This is a genomic window from Nostoc mirabile CHAB5784 (assembly GCF_020829645.1).
Classification (GTDB): Bacteria; Cyanobacteriota; Cyanobacteriia; order Cyanobacteriales; family Nostocaceae; genus Nostoc; species Nostoc mirabile.
In genome coordinates this window covers 1-17,001 of sequence record NZ_JAIVFS010000099.1, presented here as the reverse complement: position 1 = coordinate 17,001, position 17,001 = coordinate 1, and the positions used below count along the sequence as shown (strand labels likewise).

Annotated in this window: 19 protein-coding genes; 7 read left to right on the top strand and 12 right to left on the bottom strand. The window is 42.3% G+C overall.

The window, feature by feature from the left end:
* Nucleotides 1-32: 32 nt before the first annotated feature.
* The 5 genes from LC653_RS35910 to LC653_RS35890 form a co-directional block, all read right to left on the bottom strand.
* On the bottom strand, nt 33-437 hold the full coding sequence (locus LC653_RS35910; RefSeq protein ID WP_229499748.1) for a VOC family protein: 405 nt from the start codon (nt 435-437) through the stop codon (nt 33-35).
* Between the two features lie 18 nt (nt 438-455).
* Nucleotides 456-1,052 (bottom strand): MiaE family protein, encoded by a 597-nt coding sequence (locus tag LC653_RS35905; RefSeq protein ID WP_229499768.1) that lies wholly within the window; start codon nt 1,050-1,052, stop codon nt 456-458.
* Between the two features lie 404 nt (nt 1,053-1,456).
* Nucleotides 1,457-1,912, bottom strand: coding sequence for a chemotaxis protein CheB (locus LC653_RS35900; protein WP_229499747.1), 456 nt, complete (start codon nt 1,910-1,912; stop codon nt 1,457-1,459).
* A gap of 144 nt (nt 1,913-2,056) precedes the next feature.
* Nucleotides 2,057-2,926, bottom strand: coding sequence for a polyphosphate kinase 2 family protein (locus LC653_RS35895; protein WP_229499746.1), 870 nt, complete (start codon nt 2,924-2,926; stop codon nt 2,057-2,059).
* Between the two features lie 207 nt (nt 2,927-3,133).
* Nucleotides 3,134-3,616 (bottom strand): hypothetical protein, encoded by a 483-nt coding sequence (locus LC653_RS35890; RefSeq protein ID WP_229499745.1) that lies wholly within the window; start codon nt 3,614-3,616, stop codon nt 3,134-3,136.
* Between the two features lie 580 nt (nt 3,617-4,196).
* On the opposite strand from LC653_RS35890, the gene LC653_RS35885 reads away from it, so the two are divergent.
* The 3 genes from LC653_RS35885 to LC653_RS35875 all read left to right on the top strand — a co-directional run bounded on the left by LC653_RS35885 (nt 4,197) and on the right by LC653_RS35875 (nt 7,160).
* Nucleotides 4,197-5,384 (top strand): glycosyltransferase family 2 protein, encoded by a 1,188-nt coding sequence (locus LC653_RS35885; protein WP_229499767.1) that lies wholly within the window; start codon nt 4,197-4,199, stop codon nt 5,382-5,384.
* A gap of 69 nt (nt 5,385-5,453) precedes the next feature.
* On the top strand, nt 5,454-5,828 hold the full coding sequence (locus LC653_RS35880) for a coiled-coil domain-containing protein (protein ID WP_229499744.1): 375 nt from the start codon (nt 5,454-5,456) through the stop codon (nt 5,826-5,828).
* A 75-nt stretch (nt 5,829-5,903) separates the two neighbouring features.
* Nucleotides 5,904-7,160 carry a tetratricopeptide repeat protein gene (locus LC653_RS35875; RefSeq protein ID WP_229499743.1) on the top strand — a complete coding sequence of 419 codons (1,257 nt, stop codon included), beginning with the start codon at nt 5,904-5,906 and terminating at the stop codon, nt 7,158-7,160.
* 22 nt (nt 7,161-7,182) lie between these two features.
* Here the strand turns inward: LC653_RS35875 and LC653_RS35870 are convergent, their stop codons facing one another.
* Nucleotides 7,183-7,812, bottom strand: a complete 630-nt coding sequence (locus LC653_RS35870; protein WP_229499741.1) for a hypothetical protein — start codon at nt 7,810-7,812, stop codon at nt 7,183-7,185.
* 85 nt (nt 7,813-7,897) lie between these two features.
* On the opposite strand from LC653_RS35870, the gene LC653_RS35865 reads away from it, so the two are divergent.
* Together LC653_RS35865 and LC653_RS35860 are read left to right on the top strand one after the other, a co-directional pair.
* A complete protein-coding gene (locus LC653_RS35865; RefSeq protein ID WP_229499765.1) occupies nt 7,898-8,278 on the top strand; it encodes a helix-turn-helix domain-containing protein in 381 nt (126 codons plus the stop codon).
* Between the two features lie 569 nt (nt 8,279-8,847).
* The gene (locus tag LC653_RS35860) at nt 8,848-9,879 is read left to right on the top strand and encodes a tetratricopeptide repeat protein (RefSeq protein WP_229499739.1); all 1,032 of its coding nucleotides are present in this window, start codon (nt 8,848-8,850) and stop codon (nt 9,877-9,879) included.
* 497 nt (nt 9,880-10,376) lie between these two features.
* On the opposite strand, the gene LC653_RS35855 is transcribed toward LC653_RS35860, so the two are convergent.
* Entirely contained in the window at nt 10,377-11,543 is a 1,167-nt protein-coding gene (locus LC653_RS35855; protein WP_229499737.1) for a pyridoxal phosphate-dependent aminotransferase, read from the bottom strand.
* 294 nt (nt 11,544-11,837) lie between these two features.
* Nucleotides 11,838-12,920, bottom strand: a complete 1,083-nt coding sequence (locus LC653_RS35850) for a class I fructose-bisphosphate aldolase (RefSeq protein WP_229499735.1) — start codon at nt 12,918-12,920, stop codon at nt 11,838-11,840.
* Nucleotides 12,921-13,285: 365 nt separating this feature from the next.
* Between LC653_RS35850 and LC653_RS35845 the strand changes: the two genes are divergently transcribed.
* Entirely contained in the window at nt 13,286-13,600 is a 315-nt protein-coding gene (locus LC653_RS35845; protein WP_229499733.1) for a hypothetical protein, read from the top strand.
* Between the two features lie 32 nt (nt 13,601-13,632).
* On the opposite strand, the gene LC653_RS35840 is transcribed toward LC653_RS35845, so the two are convergent.
* A complete protein-coding gene (locus LC653_RS35840; RefSeq protein ID WP_229499731.1) occupies nt 13,633-14,835 on the bottom strand; it encodes an AAA family ATPase in 1,203 nt (400 codons plus the stop codon).
* Nucleotides 14,836-14,899: 64 nt separating this feature from the next.
* On the opposite strand from LC653_RS35840, the gene LC653_RS35835 reads away from it, so the two are divergent.
* Entirely contained in the window at nt 14,900-15,130 is a 231-nt protein-coding gene (locus tag LC653_RS35835; protein WP_229499729.1) for a hypothetical protein, read from the top strand.
* A gap of 66 nt (nt 15,131-15,196) precedes the next feature.
* Here the strand turns inward: LC653_RS35835 and LC653_RS35830 are convergent, their stop codons facing one another.
* The 3 genes from LC653_RS35830 to LC653_RS35820 all read right to left on the bottom strand — a co-directional run bounded on the left by LC653_RS35830 (nt 15,197) and on the right by LC653_RS35820 (nt 16,676).
* Nucleotides 15,197-15,484, bottom strand: a complete 288-nt coding sequence (locus LC653_RS35830; RefSeq protein WP_229499728.1) for a GIY-YIG nuclease family protein — start codon at nt 15,482-15,484, stop codon at nt 15,197-15,199.
* Nucleotides 15,485-15,816: 332 nt separating this feature from the next.
* On the bottom strand, nt 15,817-16,038 hold the full coding sequence (locus LC653_RS35825; RefSeq protein WP_229456196.1) for a hypothetical protein: 222 nt from the start codon (nt 16,036-16,038) through the stop codon (nt 15,817-15,819).
* 14 nt (nt 16,039-16,052) lie between these two features.
* Nucleotides 16,053-16,676, bottom strand: coding sequence for a hypothetical protein (locus LC653_RS35820; protein ID WP_229499727.1), 624 nt, complete (start codon nt 16,674-16,676; stop codon nt 16,053-16,055).
* Nucleotides 16,677-17,001: the final 325 nt, after the last annotated feature.

Genomic DNA, 17,001 nt, shown 5'->3' with positions numbered 1-17,001 from the left:
GGGCAATAATAAATCAAACTAACAGCGAACTTTTAACTGACAATTCCTAAATTGTTGTAGATTTCGATGAGATTGCCATCAGGATCGCGAAAATGAGCTGTGCGGATTCCCCAGTCGGGGCGATCTTGTGGTTGAGTCACAACGATCGCATTGTGATCTTTTACTTGCTGATAGACCTCATCCACGTTATCGACTGCGAAAATCAAGACAATTTTATCTCGATTGGCAATATATGAAGGCTGTTCGATTCTTGGAACTACTTCAGCCATTAATTCTTTTTTGAACAAACCGAGCTTAAGATATCCGGTATTAAACTCAGCATATCCGCTATCTTCATCGCCCCAATCGACATCAAATTTCAGCAGATCCCGGTAGAACAGAAAAGAATCTTTATAGTTGGAGACAAGCAGTCTCAGGTGTGTTAACTGAAGCTTCATATCTGTTACCTTAGTCTACTAACTGTGAATTCTAGGTTCTGGGTGCAAAGTCGCCAGCAACTCACTTTCGACAATTGCTAATTCATCAAGCCGTTGCATGACAATTTCTTTGTCGAAATAAGTAGCAGCTAAAACCCAATATATACCGTAGTGACGCGCTTCGGATGCCATTAGCCCACGATAAAATTTTGCTAACTCTGGCTCTGGACAGTGAGCAGCTAATAGTCCCAGGCGTTCGTGAGAGCGAGCTTCTATTAAACCAATGACTAGTAAGGAATCCAGGAATCGCTCAGGTTCTTTAGGGCGGACAGCAGCTTTTAAAAGAGCGCCGTAGGGAGGCGGTGGTAGGGGAGCTAGGGGAATATTCCGGCGTTCTAACCATTGGTTAACTAGCTCAAAGTGTTCTAGTTCTTCGCGGGCGATCGCAGTTAGTTCCCGAACCATTTTAGTATTGGAAGGGTAGCGAAACATCATGTTCAAGGCTACGCCTGCTGCTTTGCGTTCACAGTGCGAGTGGTCGAGTAAGATGATATCTAAATTAGCGATCGCTTGTTCAACCCAAGTAGAGCTAGTGGGTTGTTTCAGGGCGTTGATAGTCGGTAACTGAGTAAGCACAGAGTCAATCAATTTTGGATTTTGGATTTTTCAATAGTTTAAACTAATAGTCCACCAAAGAAACTTTGCGGGATTTATCGTAAATATCCCATCGCTGTTAAGGCAAGGGGGCAGTTCTTGCTGTTCTTGCTGGGGGAAAGAAAGTCGTTTTGATGGCACGCATGAACATGTTGTGCCCCTACGATTATCTGTACCTCACGCCTGTTGCAATCTGCTGTAACTTAAACTATGTTGACACCAAGTTGCATTTTAAAATATATTTCCTCAGCCCCTCAGCTTAGGACTTCCAACTAAAAAAATATCCGATCGCAGTGTAGGCAGGGGGGCTATTAGCTCTTAGCAGGGGGAGAAAGAAAAATATTATCTGAGTAAATTGGATAATTTATTTTCTGGAAGTCCCTTAGTTAAGATTCTCCCATGACCAAAGTTACCAAGGCGCTGGAGATTTCATCGAGGCGAAGAATAAAATCTACATTGCCAGTTTGAATTGCGGCGGAAGGCATCCCGGAAAATTCGGCGGTTTTTACGTCTTGAACAATAATCATACCGCCCATTTTTTTAATTGCTTTTACTCCCATCGCGCCGTCGCTACCCGTTCCAGTTAGCACAAGGGCGATCGCTCTATTTTTGTAAGTGGCTGCAACCGATTCAAATAATAAGTCAGCCTTATGACGTAAAAAATGTACTAATTCCGACTGTGATAAGGAAAGCGTGCCGTCAACATAATTCGTAATTGATAATGACGCTCGAGGACTCGCTAACGTAATTCGTAATTCAAGCCCACGACTGAAGTCGCTTGCACGCGATCGCCACAATATCAAAGGCAGCATTATTAAAGTGAGGTAGATGATTTTTGGCATTTTCTGCCATCTGAGTCATGATTTTTTGCCTGTCACTATCAGACAAACTTATTTAGTTACAAAAATAATTAATTAATTTTATCTTTAATAAATAAATCATACACAATTCTGTGATTTTTACGCTTGATTTCTTAAATAAATAACTCAATCTTCCTGTTCTAAAATGCGTTTTGCCTGCAAAAGTTGCTGTTTATGTTCTTCACTAACTGTCGGGTATTGCAGATTTAGTTCTTGTAATTTTGTGCAGACGATATTGGCAACAGTCAGGCGTGTAAACCATTTGCGATTGGCAGGAATAATATACCACGGGGCCCATTCTGTACTAGTATTGTTGAAAACTTCTTCATAAGCATTCATATAATCATCCCAAAAAGCTCGTTCTCGGACATCGCTATCTGAAAACTTCCAATTTTTTTCAGGAAAATCAATCCGTTGTAAGAAGCGTTTTTTCTGCTCTGCTTTTGAGACATTCAGAAAAAACTTCAGGATAATTACACCGTTATTTACCAAATATTTTTCAAAGTTATTGATTTCTTCAAAACGCTGCTTCCATATCTTATTTCCTTCAGGTAAGTGGGGAAGTTGTTGTTTTTTCAGCATTTCTGGATGGACACGAACCACTAATACTTCTTCATAGTATGAACGGTTGAATATTCCAATTCGACCTCTTTCTGGTAAAGCCTTAGTTGTTCGCCACAGGTAGTCATGGTCTAATTCTTCCGCACTAGGCCCCTTGAAACTAAACACCTGAAATCCTTGCGGGTTCACACCAGAGGTTACATGTTTAATTGTGCTATCTTTACCAGCAGCATCCATTGCCTGAAAAATAATCAACAAGGCATAAGTGTTTTGAGCGTAGAGAATATTTTGGTAATTTGCTAGTCGTTCAATATCTACCTGTAATTTAGTTGCAGCATCAGCTTTTTCATGAAACTCAGTTTTATAGGCTGGGTCATAGTTTTTTTTCAGAGAAATCTTTGAACCTGGTGGAACGATGAAAGCATCGTGATTCATAACCTTTAACCAATTCTGAGGGTTTAAGTCCCTCTTCATCATCGGCAAGTTTTGTGGCTCTTTCTAAATCCCCGTTATAAAACTTAATGACCGTAGGCGTACCCTTACTCTTAAGCAAGGTAGGTGCAGCATCGCGTAGAGAAACCTTTCCTGTGAAACGCTACGCGAAGCCGTAAGGTATTACGAATTACTTTTACTCAGCACTTGCTATTTTGATTTCCGTCGCCTTGGCATAGGACGCATTGCTTCACGGCCCAACATAAACATTCCTGTAACACCCAAACTGACAAACCAAACATATTGATACCAATATTGTCGAATCTGCTCACCTGTACTGAGTTCTGGACGCAACGTGTTTAAGTACAGCAGCAGCACTAATATCATTAGCGCCCCAAAACCAACAAAGCTTAAGCCAACACCAATTCGTGCATGTCGCAATTCAAAATCACTAATAGTGTCTAGGTCAATTTCTGCCAATTCTTTAAAAGAATCATCTGCCAAAGATGACGTTGCTTGGAATTTATTGCTCAGTTTTGGTGGCAAAATCGGCGACAGTGTTGCTACCGTTGGGCGACGTAGCAAAGCCTCAGTATCTCGTAGCAATTCTAATGGCTTACGGGTAGTAATTGGTTGAGCAAACTCTATGTTGTCTGTGGGAGTTGGGGCATTGGCTTTGCTTTCAAAATCCATAGTACGCTTCAGAAGAACCAGGATATACATAGCCTAGCGAATCAGGAGACAAATACGCCAAAATAATTATGAATTACGAACTTGTACTCTCGCACTTGCCTTGAGCCTTGGGAGAGCGTAGCCGTAAAGCCTGCGGCATAGCTACGCTTAGGGCGCAGCCTAAGAAGAGAAGGGCGAAGTCGAAAGGAGCCGAAGTATTACGAATTATCAATTACTCGTCCATCTCTTTTAATGTAGCTAATGCCGACGGAGATAAGCGACTCAAATAGCTCTGCGACTCAGGCAAAACTCTATAAGTCTTACTTTGATAGTAGTTAAATTCTTATCGAGGTATCCTTGCCAATAAGACATCACATTTTCAGTATAATTTACTGATTGTGAAGATATTTTCTTGCCATCAAAGAGTAACTCTTGACAAATGACAAATGACAAATGACAAATGACAAATGACAAATGACAAATGACAAATGACTGTCCTTTATTAAAAACTCGCCTTATGATGGTCTGATGCTATATCGGCACAAAATAAAAGTTGGTAACAACAGTAAGCAAAAAATTTGAACCAGAATTGATTGGCAATATGAAACTCAGTCTGTGCATGATTGTGAAAAATGAAGCAGCAACACTGCCTAAATGCCTGAGCAGTGTAAGAATTGTGGTGGATGAAATGGTAGTCTTGGATACAGGCTCAATCGATCGCACTCCCAATATTGCCCAACAACTCGGTGCAAAAGTCTATCATTTTAAATGGTGTAATGACTTCAGTGCTGCCCGCAATGCAGCTCTAAAATATGTCACTGGTGATTGGATTCTGGTATTAGATGCTGATGAAACTCTGACACCAGCAATTGTACCGCAGTTGCGAGAGGCGATCGCAAGAGATGAATACCTGCTCATTAACCTCGTCCGCCACGAGATTGGTGCAGAACAATCTCCCTATTCTCTGGTTTCCAGGCTGTTCCGCAATCATCCAGATATTCGCTTTGACCGTCCTTATCATGCCCTAGTGGATGATAGTGTGTCAGCAATTATAAACAAAGAACCCCATTGGCAAGTAGGTTATTTACCAGGAGTGGCACTTTTACACGTAGGATATCAAAAAAGTGCGATCGCTCAAAATAACAAATATGCCAAAGCAGCTACAGCAATGGAAGGGTTTCTCGCTACTCATCCTGATGACCCCTATGTTTGCAGTAAATTAGGGGCATTGTATGTGGAAACTGGGAAAATTACCCAAGGTATGGAGTTGCTTAGACGAGGAATCATCGGTGCTGAAGAAAACTACGATATTTTATATGAACTCCACTATCATTTAGGCATTGCTTACAGTCGGTTGCAAAAATCCCCACAGGCTATTTATCATTATCAAGCTGCGATTAAATTGCCAATTTACCCCATGCTCAAACTAGGAGCATACATCAACTTGGGTAACTTACTCAAAGCAGCAGGAGATTTAAACGGTGCAAAAACTGCTTACGCCACAACTTTGAAGATTGACCCTAATTTTGTTTTTGGACATTATAATTTGGCGATGATATTTAAAGCTTTGGGTTTATTTATAGATGCGATCGCATATTATCAAAATGCAATTGAGTTAAATCCCAACTATGCCGAAGCGTATCAAAATTTAGGGGTAGTGTTGCTTAAAGTTGGCAATCATCAAGATAGTTTAACAGCTTTTAGAAAAGCGATCGCCCTTCACGAAAGGTATAATCCCCAAGAGGCCAAGAGACTACGCCAGGGGTTGCGGGAGATGGAGTTGATGTAGATGTGAGGGGGCATTGGGCATGGGGCATTGGGCATTGGACAAGAGAACATAAAACTTCAGGCTTGGAACATGAAACTTCCACCTTTGAACTCGGAACGCCGAGCTTTGAACTCGGAACGCCGAGCTTTGAACTCGGAACGCCGAGCTTGGAACTCGGAACGTCGAGCTTGGAACTCGGAACGCCGAGCTTTGAACTCGGAACGCCGAGCTTTGAACTCGGAACGTCGAGCTTGGAACTCGGAACGCCGAGCTTGGAACTCGGAACGCCGAGCTTGGAACTCGGAACGCCGAGCTTTGAACTCGGAACGTCGAGCTTTGAACTCGGAACTAGTAGCTCAGGACAGAAAACATAAGGCTGAGAACCCTGAACATCAGGTTAAAATACTTGCAATTAAAAAAATGTCCAGTAGCGTAATGCACTATCTTAGATATTGTGGTGCTTAAAGACAAATCGCCGTAAAGTTCCTTAGTAAGCCTGTATTATTTTGTATAAACACTCAACAATAACATTTATTTTTTATGTTATTTATAAGACAATTATTCTTTCCTCAATTGTCGATAGGGGTTGCAAAAACCTTCACCATAGCAACCTTGACTACATTTACCACTACTGCAACCATCAATCAGCCCAGTTATTCTAGCGACATAAATTTCTTGGGAATTCGTCTAACTGATGCTCCCAAAGTTGCAACACTCACGGCTGAAGACTTCTATAATCAGGGTTTGGATAAGCAAAAGAAAGGAGATTTGCAAGGAGCGATCGCAGCTTATACTGAAGCAATTCGCCTCAATCCCAACTATGCCCAAGCCTACAGCATCCGGGGCATTGTCCGCGCCCAATTGGGAGATAACAAGGGGGCAATCGAAGATTTCAACCAAGCTTTGCGGATTAATCCCAACTATGCCGAAGCCTACAACAACCGGGGTGTTGTCCGCGCCCAATTGGAAGATAAAAAGGGGGCAATCGAAGATTACAACCGAGCTTTGCGGATTAATCCCAACTATGCCGAAGCCTACAGCAACCGAGGAAGCGCCCGCGCCCAATTGGGAGATAACAAGGGGGCAATCGAAGATTTCAACCAAGCTTTGCGGATTAATCCCAACTATGCCGAAGCTTACGGTAATCGGGGTGTTGCCCGCGCTCAATTGGGAGATAACAAGGGGGCAATGGAAGATTTCAACCAAGTTTTGCGGATTAATCCCAACTATGCCGAAGCCTACTACAACCGGGGTCTTGTCCGCGCCCATTTGGGAGATAACAAGGGGGCAATGGAAGATTTCAACCAAGCTTTGCGGATTAATCCCAACTATGCCGAAGCCTACAGCAACCGGGGTGTTGCCCGCGCTGATTTGGGAGATAAAAAGGGGGCAATGGAAGATTTCAACCAAGCTTTGCGGATTAATCCCAACTATGCCGAAGCTTACAGTAATCGGGGTGTTGTCCGCGCTAAATTGGGAGATAAAAAGGGGGCAATCGAAGATTACAACCAAGCTTTGCGGATTAATCCCAACGATGCCAAAACTTACATCAACCGGGGAAATGCCCGCGATGAATTGGAAGATAACAAGGGGGCAATCGAAGATTATAACCAAGCTTTGCGGATTAATCCTAATGATGCCTTAGCCTACTACAATCGGGGCATTTTCCGCGCTGGCTTAGGAGATAAAAAGGGGGCAATTACTGACTTCCAGCAAGCCGCAGATATCTTTAAGCAACAAGGAAAAATAGAGGAGTCCCAAAAAGCGCTGGAAATCATCAACCAACTTCAGAAGTAGATACTTGAGGCGTTGCATCTGTTTAACCTTGCATCAAAATTCCCACTAAAATCTGCATTAATATTTCTAAATCAGTTGGCACTCGATACAACATTAAATCTTGACTGACTTTCCTCTCTTGACGATCAAAACTACCAAACTGCCAAATATCCCCAGTAGTTACAGCACCATACAAGATTGGCTCATTTGATTCTACCCATGTATCCAAGGCAATTAACTCTGTCGCTAACTGCGTAAATCCCCGTGTTAAATCTGCCTGTTTTGCTTCTACCACTAAAATATTGTGTTCTGACTGAAGATAGTAGTCTAAGTCACCTCTGAGATACTGATTAACTTCGATAGGGTACTCAATATTAACTATTGCTTTTGTGATATGGGCTACTTCTAATAAAATGGGTGCGATTAGTACTTCGCGTCTAGCTGCTTCACTAGTTAGACTAACACGAGCGATCGCTTCTTCTAGGCGTTGGCGTAAGTCTGATAGTCGAGTCAGTAATTCTGAAGCAGCGACAGGTAAATTAATTGTTGTTTTAGTTAAAGTTACTCCTAATTCCCGCAGAATATCGGCGGGAGCAAATTTCATTTGAAAATAGCTGCGGAATGTGTAGAATTCATTTGGTTTAAGTATCGGGGGACGCTGACGTTCAGTCATGATAAAACCCACAAACTAGCAAACGATAAAAGGAGGTAGGAGTAGGATAACGTAGATGCAACAAGTATTTGAGACAGTAATATCTATGCTTGAAACCCGTCCAATCCGCAACGAAGCTGATTATCATGCTGCGCTTGATGAAATTGAAAGATTGTTTGATGCAGAACTAAATACACCAGAGTCTGACCGATTGGAAGTTTTAACTACGCTGGTGGAAGCATACGAGCAAAGGCATTACCCAATCGAAGCACCAGATCCTATTGAAGCAATCTTATATTATCTCGAATCCCGTGGGTTGTCTGTAGATGAATTAGAGCCTGTTATTGGCAGTAAAGCAGAAATTGCCGACATTTTGCATCGCAAGCAGGCGCTAACGTTAGAGATGATTCGGGGTTTGCATGAACAATTGGGAATTCCGGCACAGATTTTGATTCAACCATACCCTTTGATGCAAAATTCAGCTTGATGGTGCTGGAATTAATTGACATTAACTAAGCCCAAAACCCAATTGACGTTTTTGCTCCCACCATTCATCTGAAACTTCAAGCTTAGAACTCGGAACTTGAGCTTCGGAACATGAAACTTCAAGCTTGGAACTCGAAACTTGAGCTTCAGAACTCGAAACTTCAAGCTTGGAACTCGAAACTTCAAGCTTAGAACTCGGAACTTCAAGCTTAGAACTCGGAACTTGAGCTTCAGAACTCGGAACTTGAGCTTCGGAACTCGGAACTTTGAGCTTAGAACTCGGAACTTGAGCTTCGGAACTCGGAACTACTAGCTCGGGACAGAAAACATAAGGCTGAGAACCATGAACATCAGGTTAAAAGACTTACAATTAAAAAAATGTTCACTAGCGTAATGCAGTATCTTACATATTGTGGTGCTTAAAGACAAATCGCCGTAAAGTTCCTTACTAAGCCTGTATTATTTTCTATAAACACTCAACAATAACATTTATTTTTTATGTTATTTATAAGACAATTCTTGTTTCCTCAATTGTCGATAGGGGTTGCAAAAACCTTCACCATAGCAACCTTGACTACATTTACCACTACTGCAACCATCAATCAGCCCAGTTATGCTAGCGACATAAATTTCTTGGGAATTCGTCTAACTGATGCTTCCAGTTATGCTGGTGATCAAAATTTCTTGGGAATTCGTCTTTCTCAAGCCCCCAAAGTTACAACGCCTACGGCTGAAGACTTCTATAATCAGGGTGTAGATAAGCTAAAAAAAGGAGATTTGCAAGGAGCAGTTGCAGCTTTTACCCAAGCTATTCGCCTCAATCCCAACTATTTCAATGCTTACAACAACCGAGGTTTAGCCCGGATAGGATTGGGAGATAACAAGGCGGCAATCGAAGATTTCAACCAAGCTGTGCGGATTAATTCCAACGATGCCAATTCTTACTACAGTCGGGGTGTTGCCCGGATGGGATTGGGAGATTACAAGGAAGCAATTGAAGATTACAACCAAGTTATTCGCCTCAATCCCAACGCTTTCAATGCCTACAACAACCGGGGTTTAGCGCGGATGTTATTGCAAGATAACAAGGGGGCAATTGAAGATTACAACCAAGCTTTGCGGATTAATCCCAAGGATGCCGATACCTACAGCAGACGGGGTTTTACCCGGATGTTATTGCAAGATAACAAGGGGGCAATTGAAGATTTCAACCAAGTTTTGCGGATTAATCCCAAAGATGCCCAAGCATACAAGCTCCGGGGTTTGGCCCGCATTAAATTGGGAGATTACAAAGCGCAAATCGAAGATTACAACCAAGCTTTGCGGATTGATCCCAACGATGCCGATATCTACAACAACCGAGGTTTAGCCCGCTATAAATTGGGAGATAACAAGGGAGCAATAGAAGATTACAACCAAGCTTTGCGGATTAATCCCAATTTAGCTGAAGCATACAGCAACCGGGGTTTAGCCCGCATTAAATTGGGAGATAAGCAAGGGGCAATTACTGACTTGCAGCAAGCCGCAGATATCTTTAAACAACAAGGAAAAATACAGGATGCCCAAGAAGCGCTAGAAAGAATCAGCAAACTTCAGAAGTAGGCACTTGAAGTTTTGTATTTGTGCAGGTGATTACAGAAAGCGATCGCTTTTGATTGTGGAGTGTCATATCATGTCCGCTTGATTACTTATCAAACCCGAAGAACCCCACCCCGACAATCGTCGCTTTGTCTCCCCTCCTGCTTGCGGGGAGGGGATTAAGGGGAGCCAGTGCGGTCTTGGGGGTTTCCCCCATGAGCGACTGGCGTGTGGGGTGCAATGACTGTGGGAATCATAACTAAATTATGCGGACATGATATCAGCATTAAAACACGAAGCTTCAGCATTGAAACACGAAGCTTGAGGTTTGAAACACGAAGCTTCAGCATTGGAACACGAAACTTGAGGTTTGGAACTCAAAATTTCAAGCTTGGAACTCAAAACTTCAGGTTGAAAAATCAACTCCACCAGTTCTGAGTCGAAAAGGTGGAGTTAAGAAGTTGGAGAGTTGATAAATTCTCCTCACAAATGACAAATGACAAATGACAACTGACAACTAACTAAATACGCGACTTGACAAATTTCTCTAATCTATCCATTCCCTTTTCAATCGTCGCCAAATCTGTGGCGTAGGAAAGGCGAATGTTGTCATCAGCGCCAAAAGCAATTCCGGGAATGACTGCAACTTGATGTTCTTCCAACAAAGCGTCACAAAATTCTAGGGATTTTAGACCGGTTTTGCTGATATCAGGGAACAGATAAAAAGCGCCATCTGGTGAGGCGGTACTCAATCCGGGAATGGCGTTGAGTCTGTCTAGCATTACCTGTCGGCGTTTGGCGAAGGCTTGGCGCATTTCTTCGACACAATCTTGAGAACTTTGTAGAGCCGCGATCGCACCATATTGGGCAAAGGTACACACGTTAGATGTACTATGCCCTTGGATGGTACTCGCTGCTTTAATGATTTCCACGGGCCCCGCTAAATAACCAAGTCTCCACCCAGTCATAGAATAAGCCTTCGCAAACCCATTACTAATCAAAGTGCGGTCAAAAATTTCCTTCCCCAGAGAACCGATGCTGATATGTTCTGCACCCTCGTAGAGAATCTTTTCGTAAATCTCATCAGAGACAACAAAGATATCTGCATCAACTACTACCTGCGCCAGTGCTTTGATTTCATCTGGCGTGTATACCATCCCTGTAGGATTAGATGGAGAGTTGAGAATAAATAACTTTGTCTTCGGCGTGATTGCTTTACGGAGTTGTTCGGGAGTAATTTTATAACCCGTCGTTGCATCTGTGGGCACAATTACCGAGACTCCACCGACCAAAGTCACCATTTCGGGATAACTTAACCAGTAGGGTGCAGGGATAATTACCTCATCACCTGGATCGATTAGCGCCACGATCAAGTTGTACAGAGAATGCTTACCGCCATTGGTGACGATGACATTCTCAGACTTGTAATCAAGACCGTTATCAATTTTAAGCTTGTGGGCGATCGCTTCCCTTAACTTTGGTTCTCCAGCTGCTGCACCATACTTGGTTTTGCCTTCTTCCAAAGCTTTTTCTGCTGCGGCTTTAATATGCGCTGGGGTATCAAAATCTGGTTCTCCAGCGCTAAAACTACAAACATCTATTCCCTCTGCCTTCAGTGCCTTAGCCTTGGCTGCGATCGCTAAGGTTAATGAAGGTGTTACCTGACTTACTCTTGCTGCCAGCTTCATTCTTACTATTTTTGGCAAATCTTTCACTTATCTAAGGATATCCCAGAATCCCTACCAAGATTTGCTTTTTCTGAATTCGTTAGGGATTGGGGATCGGCAACTGGGGAGTGGGGAGATGAGGCAATACGGTTCGATTAAGGCAAGAGACGCGATGAATCGCCGTCTCTACAATGATTTATCGCATCTTTGTGATCTAGAATTTTCATCAAAAAACCTTAACCGAACCGTATTGCGAGATGAGGGAACAGGGGAGAGATGCGATTAATCGCGTCTCTACTCCCCACTCCCCACTCCCTAAGCTATTGTCACATCTGGCGACAAATAAACATCCTGAATGGCGTGAAACAGTTTTACACCTTCCTCAAAGGGGCGCTGGAAGGTCTTTCGCCCAGAAATTAATCCTGAACCACCAGCCCGTTTATTAATTACAGCCGTGCGTACTGCTTCGGCGAAGTCATTTTTACCAGTCGCGCCACCAGAATTAATCAGTCCCACACGCCCAGAGTAGCAATTCAGCACCTGGTAACGAGTTAAATCAATTGGGTGATCGGTTGTCAGTTCTGTGTAAACCCGCTCATCAGTTTTGCCGTAACTCTTACCAGTGGCTTTAGCAACTCCTCCGTAACCATTGTTATTTTCAGGTAACTTTTGTTTAATAATGTCGGCTTCAATGGTTACACCCAAATGATTCGCCTGTCCGGTGAGGTCAGCAGCAACGTGGTAATCTTTATCTTGTTTAAAAGCATTATTCCGCAGATAGCACCAGAGAATAGTCACCAAACCGAGTTCATGGGCGCGTTTAAAAGCTCGGCTGATTTCTTGAATTTGCCTGGTAGATTGCTCTGAACCAAAGTAAATTGTCGCACCTACCGCCGCGGCCCCTAAATTCCAAGCTTGTTCGACATCTGCAAACAATACCTGGTCAAATTGATTGGGGAAAGTCAGCAATTCATTGTGATTAATTTTGGCAATAAAGGGAATTTTGTGGGCATATTTCCGTGATACGATGCCTAATGTTCCCAAAGTGGTTGCAACAGCATTGCAATCTGCGGCGATCGCTAGCTTGACAATATTTTCTGGGTCAAAGTAAATCGGATTGGGCGCAAAAGACGCGCCAGCTGAGTGTTCAATCCCTTGGTCTACCGGTAGAATCGAGAGATAGCCTGTGTTTGCCAGACGACCAGTAGAATAAAGTAACTGAAGATTACGTATTACTTGCGGGTTGCGATCGCTGTTGAGCCAGATTCGATCTACAAAGTCTGGCCCCGGCAAATGTATTAAATCACGAGAAACTTTTGCTTTGTAGGTAAGTAGGTCTTCTGCCTCTTTACCTAGCAATGACTCAATAGAATTAGCCTCTTTGAGCGTTGTAGTCATAGTATTATCCTCAAAATTTGAGCAAATGACCTTGCCTTTAAGATAGCATTTCTAATATTGCTAACTTGGTTGTACGGAGATTAGTGATATGTCTTCTTTCTGAAGATATAGCAATCTTATTGTATAAGTGAAAATCAAAAGGCTTAGATTCCCTACTTACTTTTTATAAGTTGGGAATCTTGTTGTGAATGATTAAGTAGGGCTATACTACCGGAAGTATTCAATCAACTTTCGGAATTAATGTTTTCAAATCAGTTATCAACTTCAAACAGTACAATCATACTATCTTGGGTTCATAGGTGAAAATTGAAAACCCATCTTCCTCCAATTGTGGTAATAATTTTGAACAGAATAAATACAATTTTATGAGTAACTTTCAAATCGATATCGACTTCAGCAATATAGATTTAGCTTCCCTTGAGACAGAAGAAGATTTTCAACGAGAGGCAAAAATGTTACTCCCAAAGGCACTGGTCAAACTAGGTGAAAGTGTGGGTGAAAAGACTTGGGAAGAATTACAGCAAAAGCTGCAAGGAACTGGAGGTAAACTCAAATCTTCTCCCAACGAAAAACGTAGGTTTATTCAAGAAACTAGAAGAACTTATCAACGAAATGCTAGTAATAGAGAAAAACAAGAACTGGAAGAATATATAGTAGAGCAATTACGTCAGCACAAATAGTATTTGTCAAAAGTTAACTTATCAGACATGATTCAAATAAACCAGCGGCGAATCAACTCCACTTGGAAGCAATAGCCGTTGTCAACTTCTTCAATTAACTCACGTTGCAACAGCAAGTTGAAAGTAATATCAGCATCAGGGAACAGTTGCAATAGAGTTTGGCGGCTAACTATAGCCCCTTCCCCTTGAGCGGCGATAAAACGTAGAATAGCTTCTCCAGTAGCGTCTACTTGGTTGTTTTGAATATCAGCAAAGAAAAAACCACCACTTTGCAAAGCTTCTGGTATTGCTGCTTCCACATCCGCTAAAGTTGCCAATCGCCGGATAGAGGGGTCTTGCTCGTTCTTAAGGACAATAATTTCCGCACACAGTAGTTGTACTAAGAATGGGTGACAGCGAGTGAGTTGTAGCACTCGCTCAACAGCGTTAGGTTCATAGCGGAGGGTAAAATCTTTGACGGGACGTTCAATTAATTGTCGTGCTTCCGTTTCTTTGAGGTACGAGATATGCACTACTTGGACATTAATGAGATAACTAGCCCAGCGCTGATATTCTTCGATAGTATGAGAGCCAGCCAGTAAAATCTTGAAGCGGGGACGATGTTGGATGAGGTGACGCAGCATTCCCAAAACATCCTGTTCATCAAAGCGACCTTTGGCTATGGCGTTATCTAGCACCTCAAATTCATCTAGCGCTAGTAAGGCGGTATTTTGTTCTAAAGCCTGTTCTACTTTATCTAGCCATTCATAGAAATAAGTGAAGGCGTCAGATTTTAACACTTCGCGGGCTAGGGACGGTAGAGTTAAACCTTGCTTTTTCGCTGACTTCTCCATATCTCTAGCCAGGTTGTAGAGAAAACCTGCATAGTCACTAGCTGATGAAGGTGCGCCTTGCAAGTCTACAAACATGGGGATGATATTACTAGGTAGTAACTTTCCGATGTTATTGAGGAGGGAAGTTTTACCCATACGTCGCTGACCGTATAGTAGCAGAGGTGGACGACGGCGATCTAAAAGTAACTGCTCGATGCGTAAGCCGATGTCATCACGCCCCGTGAAAATTTCTTGCTCTAGTGCAATGGGATTCCCCATAATGTAAGGCAAGTCAATCTCTTGGCTGAGTTCAGTAATTTTAGCCAGTTCATCTATATAGTTAGTTACTATCTCACGCCAACTTTTGATAATGGGGTAGAAACGGACTGTGTATTTGTCGCTGCTACGAGCGAAGTTCTGCAACTGTAGATTTAATTTATCTGCAACATCTCTGAGGAATAAGCGCTGGTTATAAACACTTGTTTGATTGAGAGCAGCATCAACATCCTCGCTGATACGGCTAAAGATTCCTAGTAGAGGGCTAACTTCACTCTCTAGTCGCCACGCCGAACGCCACGGCTCCCATGCCTACCGCCACGCCGAACGCCATGCTTTACCTTGGTGCGATCGCAATCAAATCGCAAAGGCTGGGATTGCTTCGTCGTTCCTCCTCGCAATGACACACTCTGTCATTGCGAATGCAGCGTTAGCGGAATGAAGCAATCGCAAAGGCTAGGATTAGTAAGCTTTACCTTGGTGCGATCGCAATTGACACCAGTAAAATTTACAATGCATCGTATAAATCTCTCCATTCTTGATTGATCCTATTGACTAAATCAATTTTCTTTCGTCTGGAACCTGCCTTAATCTGTTTTTCTCTACTAATGGCTGTATAGGCATCTTCAAAAATTTCATAATAAACTAATTTAGTAATGTTGTATTTCTTAGTAAATCCTTCTATCATTTTCTCTTTGTGTTCATAAACTCTTCTTTGTAAATTGTTCGTTACTCCTGTATACAGCACACTATTATAGTTATTCGTCATTATATATAGATAATATTGCTGGCTCATTTTCAATCCTTGTTTTGGATAAGAAATCAGTCATAGCAAATGTTTGTTATATTTGTCACTGCAAAATTATAAATAATAATCATGTCCTCGAAGACTTGTCATTGCGTAGTTCTTTGGAGAACCCGTAGGGTACGAAGTGTTCGTTAAACGTCTGTAGAGAAGCAATCCCAAAACCTTGCGATTGCTTGTCTGCGACACGCTGCGCGAACGTCGTTCCTCCTCGCAATGACATATTACATTTAATTATGGTTGCCTACTTAATATCTAGAATTTTCAGAAACGGGGATTGCTTGGCTTCACTGAGGTGCGATCGCAATGACAATTTAAATTTATCATTGCAAGACTTCCCAATCTTCCAGAGGCACAGCAGGTTCAAAAGGATCGTCATAACGGTATGGTTGTTTGCCACGCAAAGGATACAAATTCGCTTCTTGGGGATGAGTGTGACTTTCTAGAATGATAATTTCAACGGCTTCGCCAGCCTGAAACGGTAAATCCTCAAGAATCAAGGTTCCGTTTTTAGTTAACTTTGTTTCAATTCGGTGTGCTTTCATAGTTACTCTACTAGTTATGAATCTAATAAATGAGCAAATGATTTCATTTGTTGTAATCCTTCCTCACGCCAATTATCATTATTCTCTCCTTCTTCTAAGTTAAATAATCTTTCTCTACACAGAATTTGTAACAACAGTGGCCAGCGGCGACTTTCTGTTAAAATCCACTCTACATCTTCGTCGGTGAAGAGAATGGGCGAACTCGCTATCAATTCCCGCGCTTCTGTCTCAGTTAATGCTTCCAGATATGCGGTATAGCCGAAAATATTGAAAAAAGGTGAACTGTGTCCCGTGTTGTGCGCCATGTCAATCGGTGATTCGGGGGTAGCTAAGACAAATGCTAGATTTCCCCCTGTCTGGTTAGTCGCCAAAGACCGCAAACATTCCCAAAAGCCATCATCTAATTCTGTTTCTGGTTCTTTGTATACAATATCTTGCCACTCAAACCCCAGTTTTTTGGTAAGTTCTAGGAAATTCAGATAGTCAACAGGTTTACCAGTGAGGAAGCTTTTGACTGTGGAAAGAGAAAATCCTATATCAGTAGCTAAGGACTGCTGGCTGGGATAGCCGTTACGCCCAAGTGCTGACTTTACTTTTTCAATATACTCTGGGGCTACTCGGAGCGATCGCCCCATCATTCCTTATGGAGAATCTGCTGTGAGTATATCAGGTTTTTATACTAGCTAAATAGCCTTGCTATTCAGTGATAACGTCTTGCACTCTAGAAATTATAATCATCCTAAAGTTAACCGATAATCAACTAACAACTCGTCTAATGGATGACTATTTCTCAACTCCGTTCTCAGCCAGCACCAAGTTGTAATGGGAATCTAAGGGATTAGCGCTCTTTTATGTCTCTGGTGAGAGAAAAATGCTCTGATTTGCTGAGATTTTTGAAATTCCTTGAAGACTGTGAACAATACAGGCGCTGCTATGTCGGAAATATTGAGAAGTAATCAAATA

Bases quoted from the DNA above. Each gene is read 5' to 3' on its own strand.
- LC653_RS35910 (WP_229499748.1), bottom strand. From the start codon at position 437: ATGAAGCTTCAGTTAACACACCTGAGACTGCTTGTCTCCAACTATAAA.
- LC653_RS35900 (WP_229499747.1), bottom strand. From the start codon at position 1,912: ATGCCAAAAATCATCTACCTCACTTTAATAATGCTGCCTTTGATATTG.
- LC653_RS35895 (WP_229499746.1), bottom strand. From the start codon at position 2,926: ATGAATCACGATGCTTTCATCGTTCCACCAGGTTCAAAGATTTCTCTG.
- LC653_RS35890 (WP_229499745.1), bottom strand. From the start codon at position 3,616: ATGGATTTTGAAAGCAAAGCCAATGCCCCAACTCCCACAGACAACATA.
- LC653_RS35885 (WP_229499767.1), top strand. From the start codon at position 4,197: ATGAAACTCAGTCTGTGCATGATTGTGAAAAATGAAGCAGCAACACTG.
- LC653_RS35880 (WP_229499744.1), top strand. From the start codon at position 5,454: ATGAAACTTCCACCTTTGAACTCGGAACGCCGAGCTTTGAACTCGGAA.
- LC653_RS35875 (WP_229499743.1), top strand. From the start codon at position 5,904: ATGTTATTTATAAGACAATTATTCTTTCCTCAATTGTCGATAGGGGTT.
- LC653_RS35870 (WP_229499741.1), bottom strand. From the start codon at position 7,812: ATGACTGAACGTCAGCGTCCCCCGATACTTAAACCAAATGAATTCTAC.
- LC653_RS35865 (WP_229499765.1), top strand. From the start codon at position 7,898: ATGCTTGAAACCCGTCCAATCCGCAACGAAGCTGATTATCATGCTGCG.
- LC653_RS35855 (WP_229499737.1), bottom strand. From the start codon at position 11,543: ATGAAGCTGGCAGCAAGAGTAAGTCAGGTAACACCTTCATTAACCTTA.
- LC653_RS35850 (WP_229499735.1), bottom strand. From the start codon at position 12,920: ATGACTACAACGCTCAAAGAGGCTAATTCTATTGAGTCATTGCTAGGT.
- LC653_RS35845 (WP_229499733.1), top strand. From the start codon at position 13,286: ATGAGTAACTTTCAAATCGATATCGACTTCAGCAATATAGATTTAGCT.
- LC653_RS35830 (WP_229499728.1), bottom strand. From the start codon at position 15,484: ATGAGCCAGCAATATTATCTATATATAATGACGAATAACTATAATAGT.
- LC653_RS35825 (WP_229456196.1), bottom strand. From the start codon at position 16,038: ATGAAAGCACACCGAATTGAAACAAAGTTAACTAAAAACGGAACCTTG.
- LC653_RS35820 (WP_229499727.1), bottom strand. From the start codon at position 16,676: ATGATGGGGCGATCGCTCCGAGTAGCCCCAGAGTATATTGAAAAAGTA.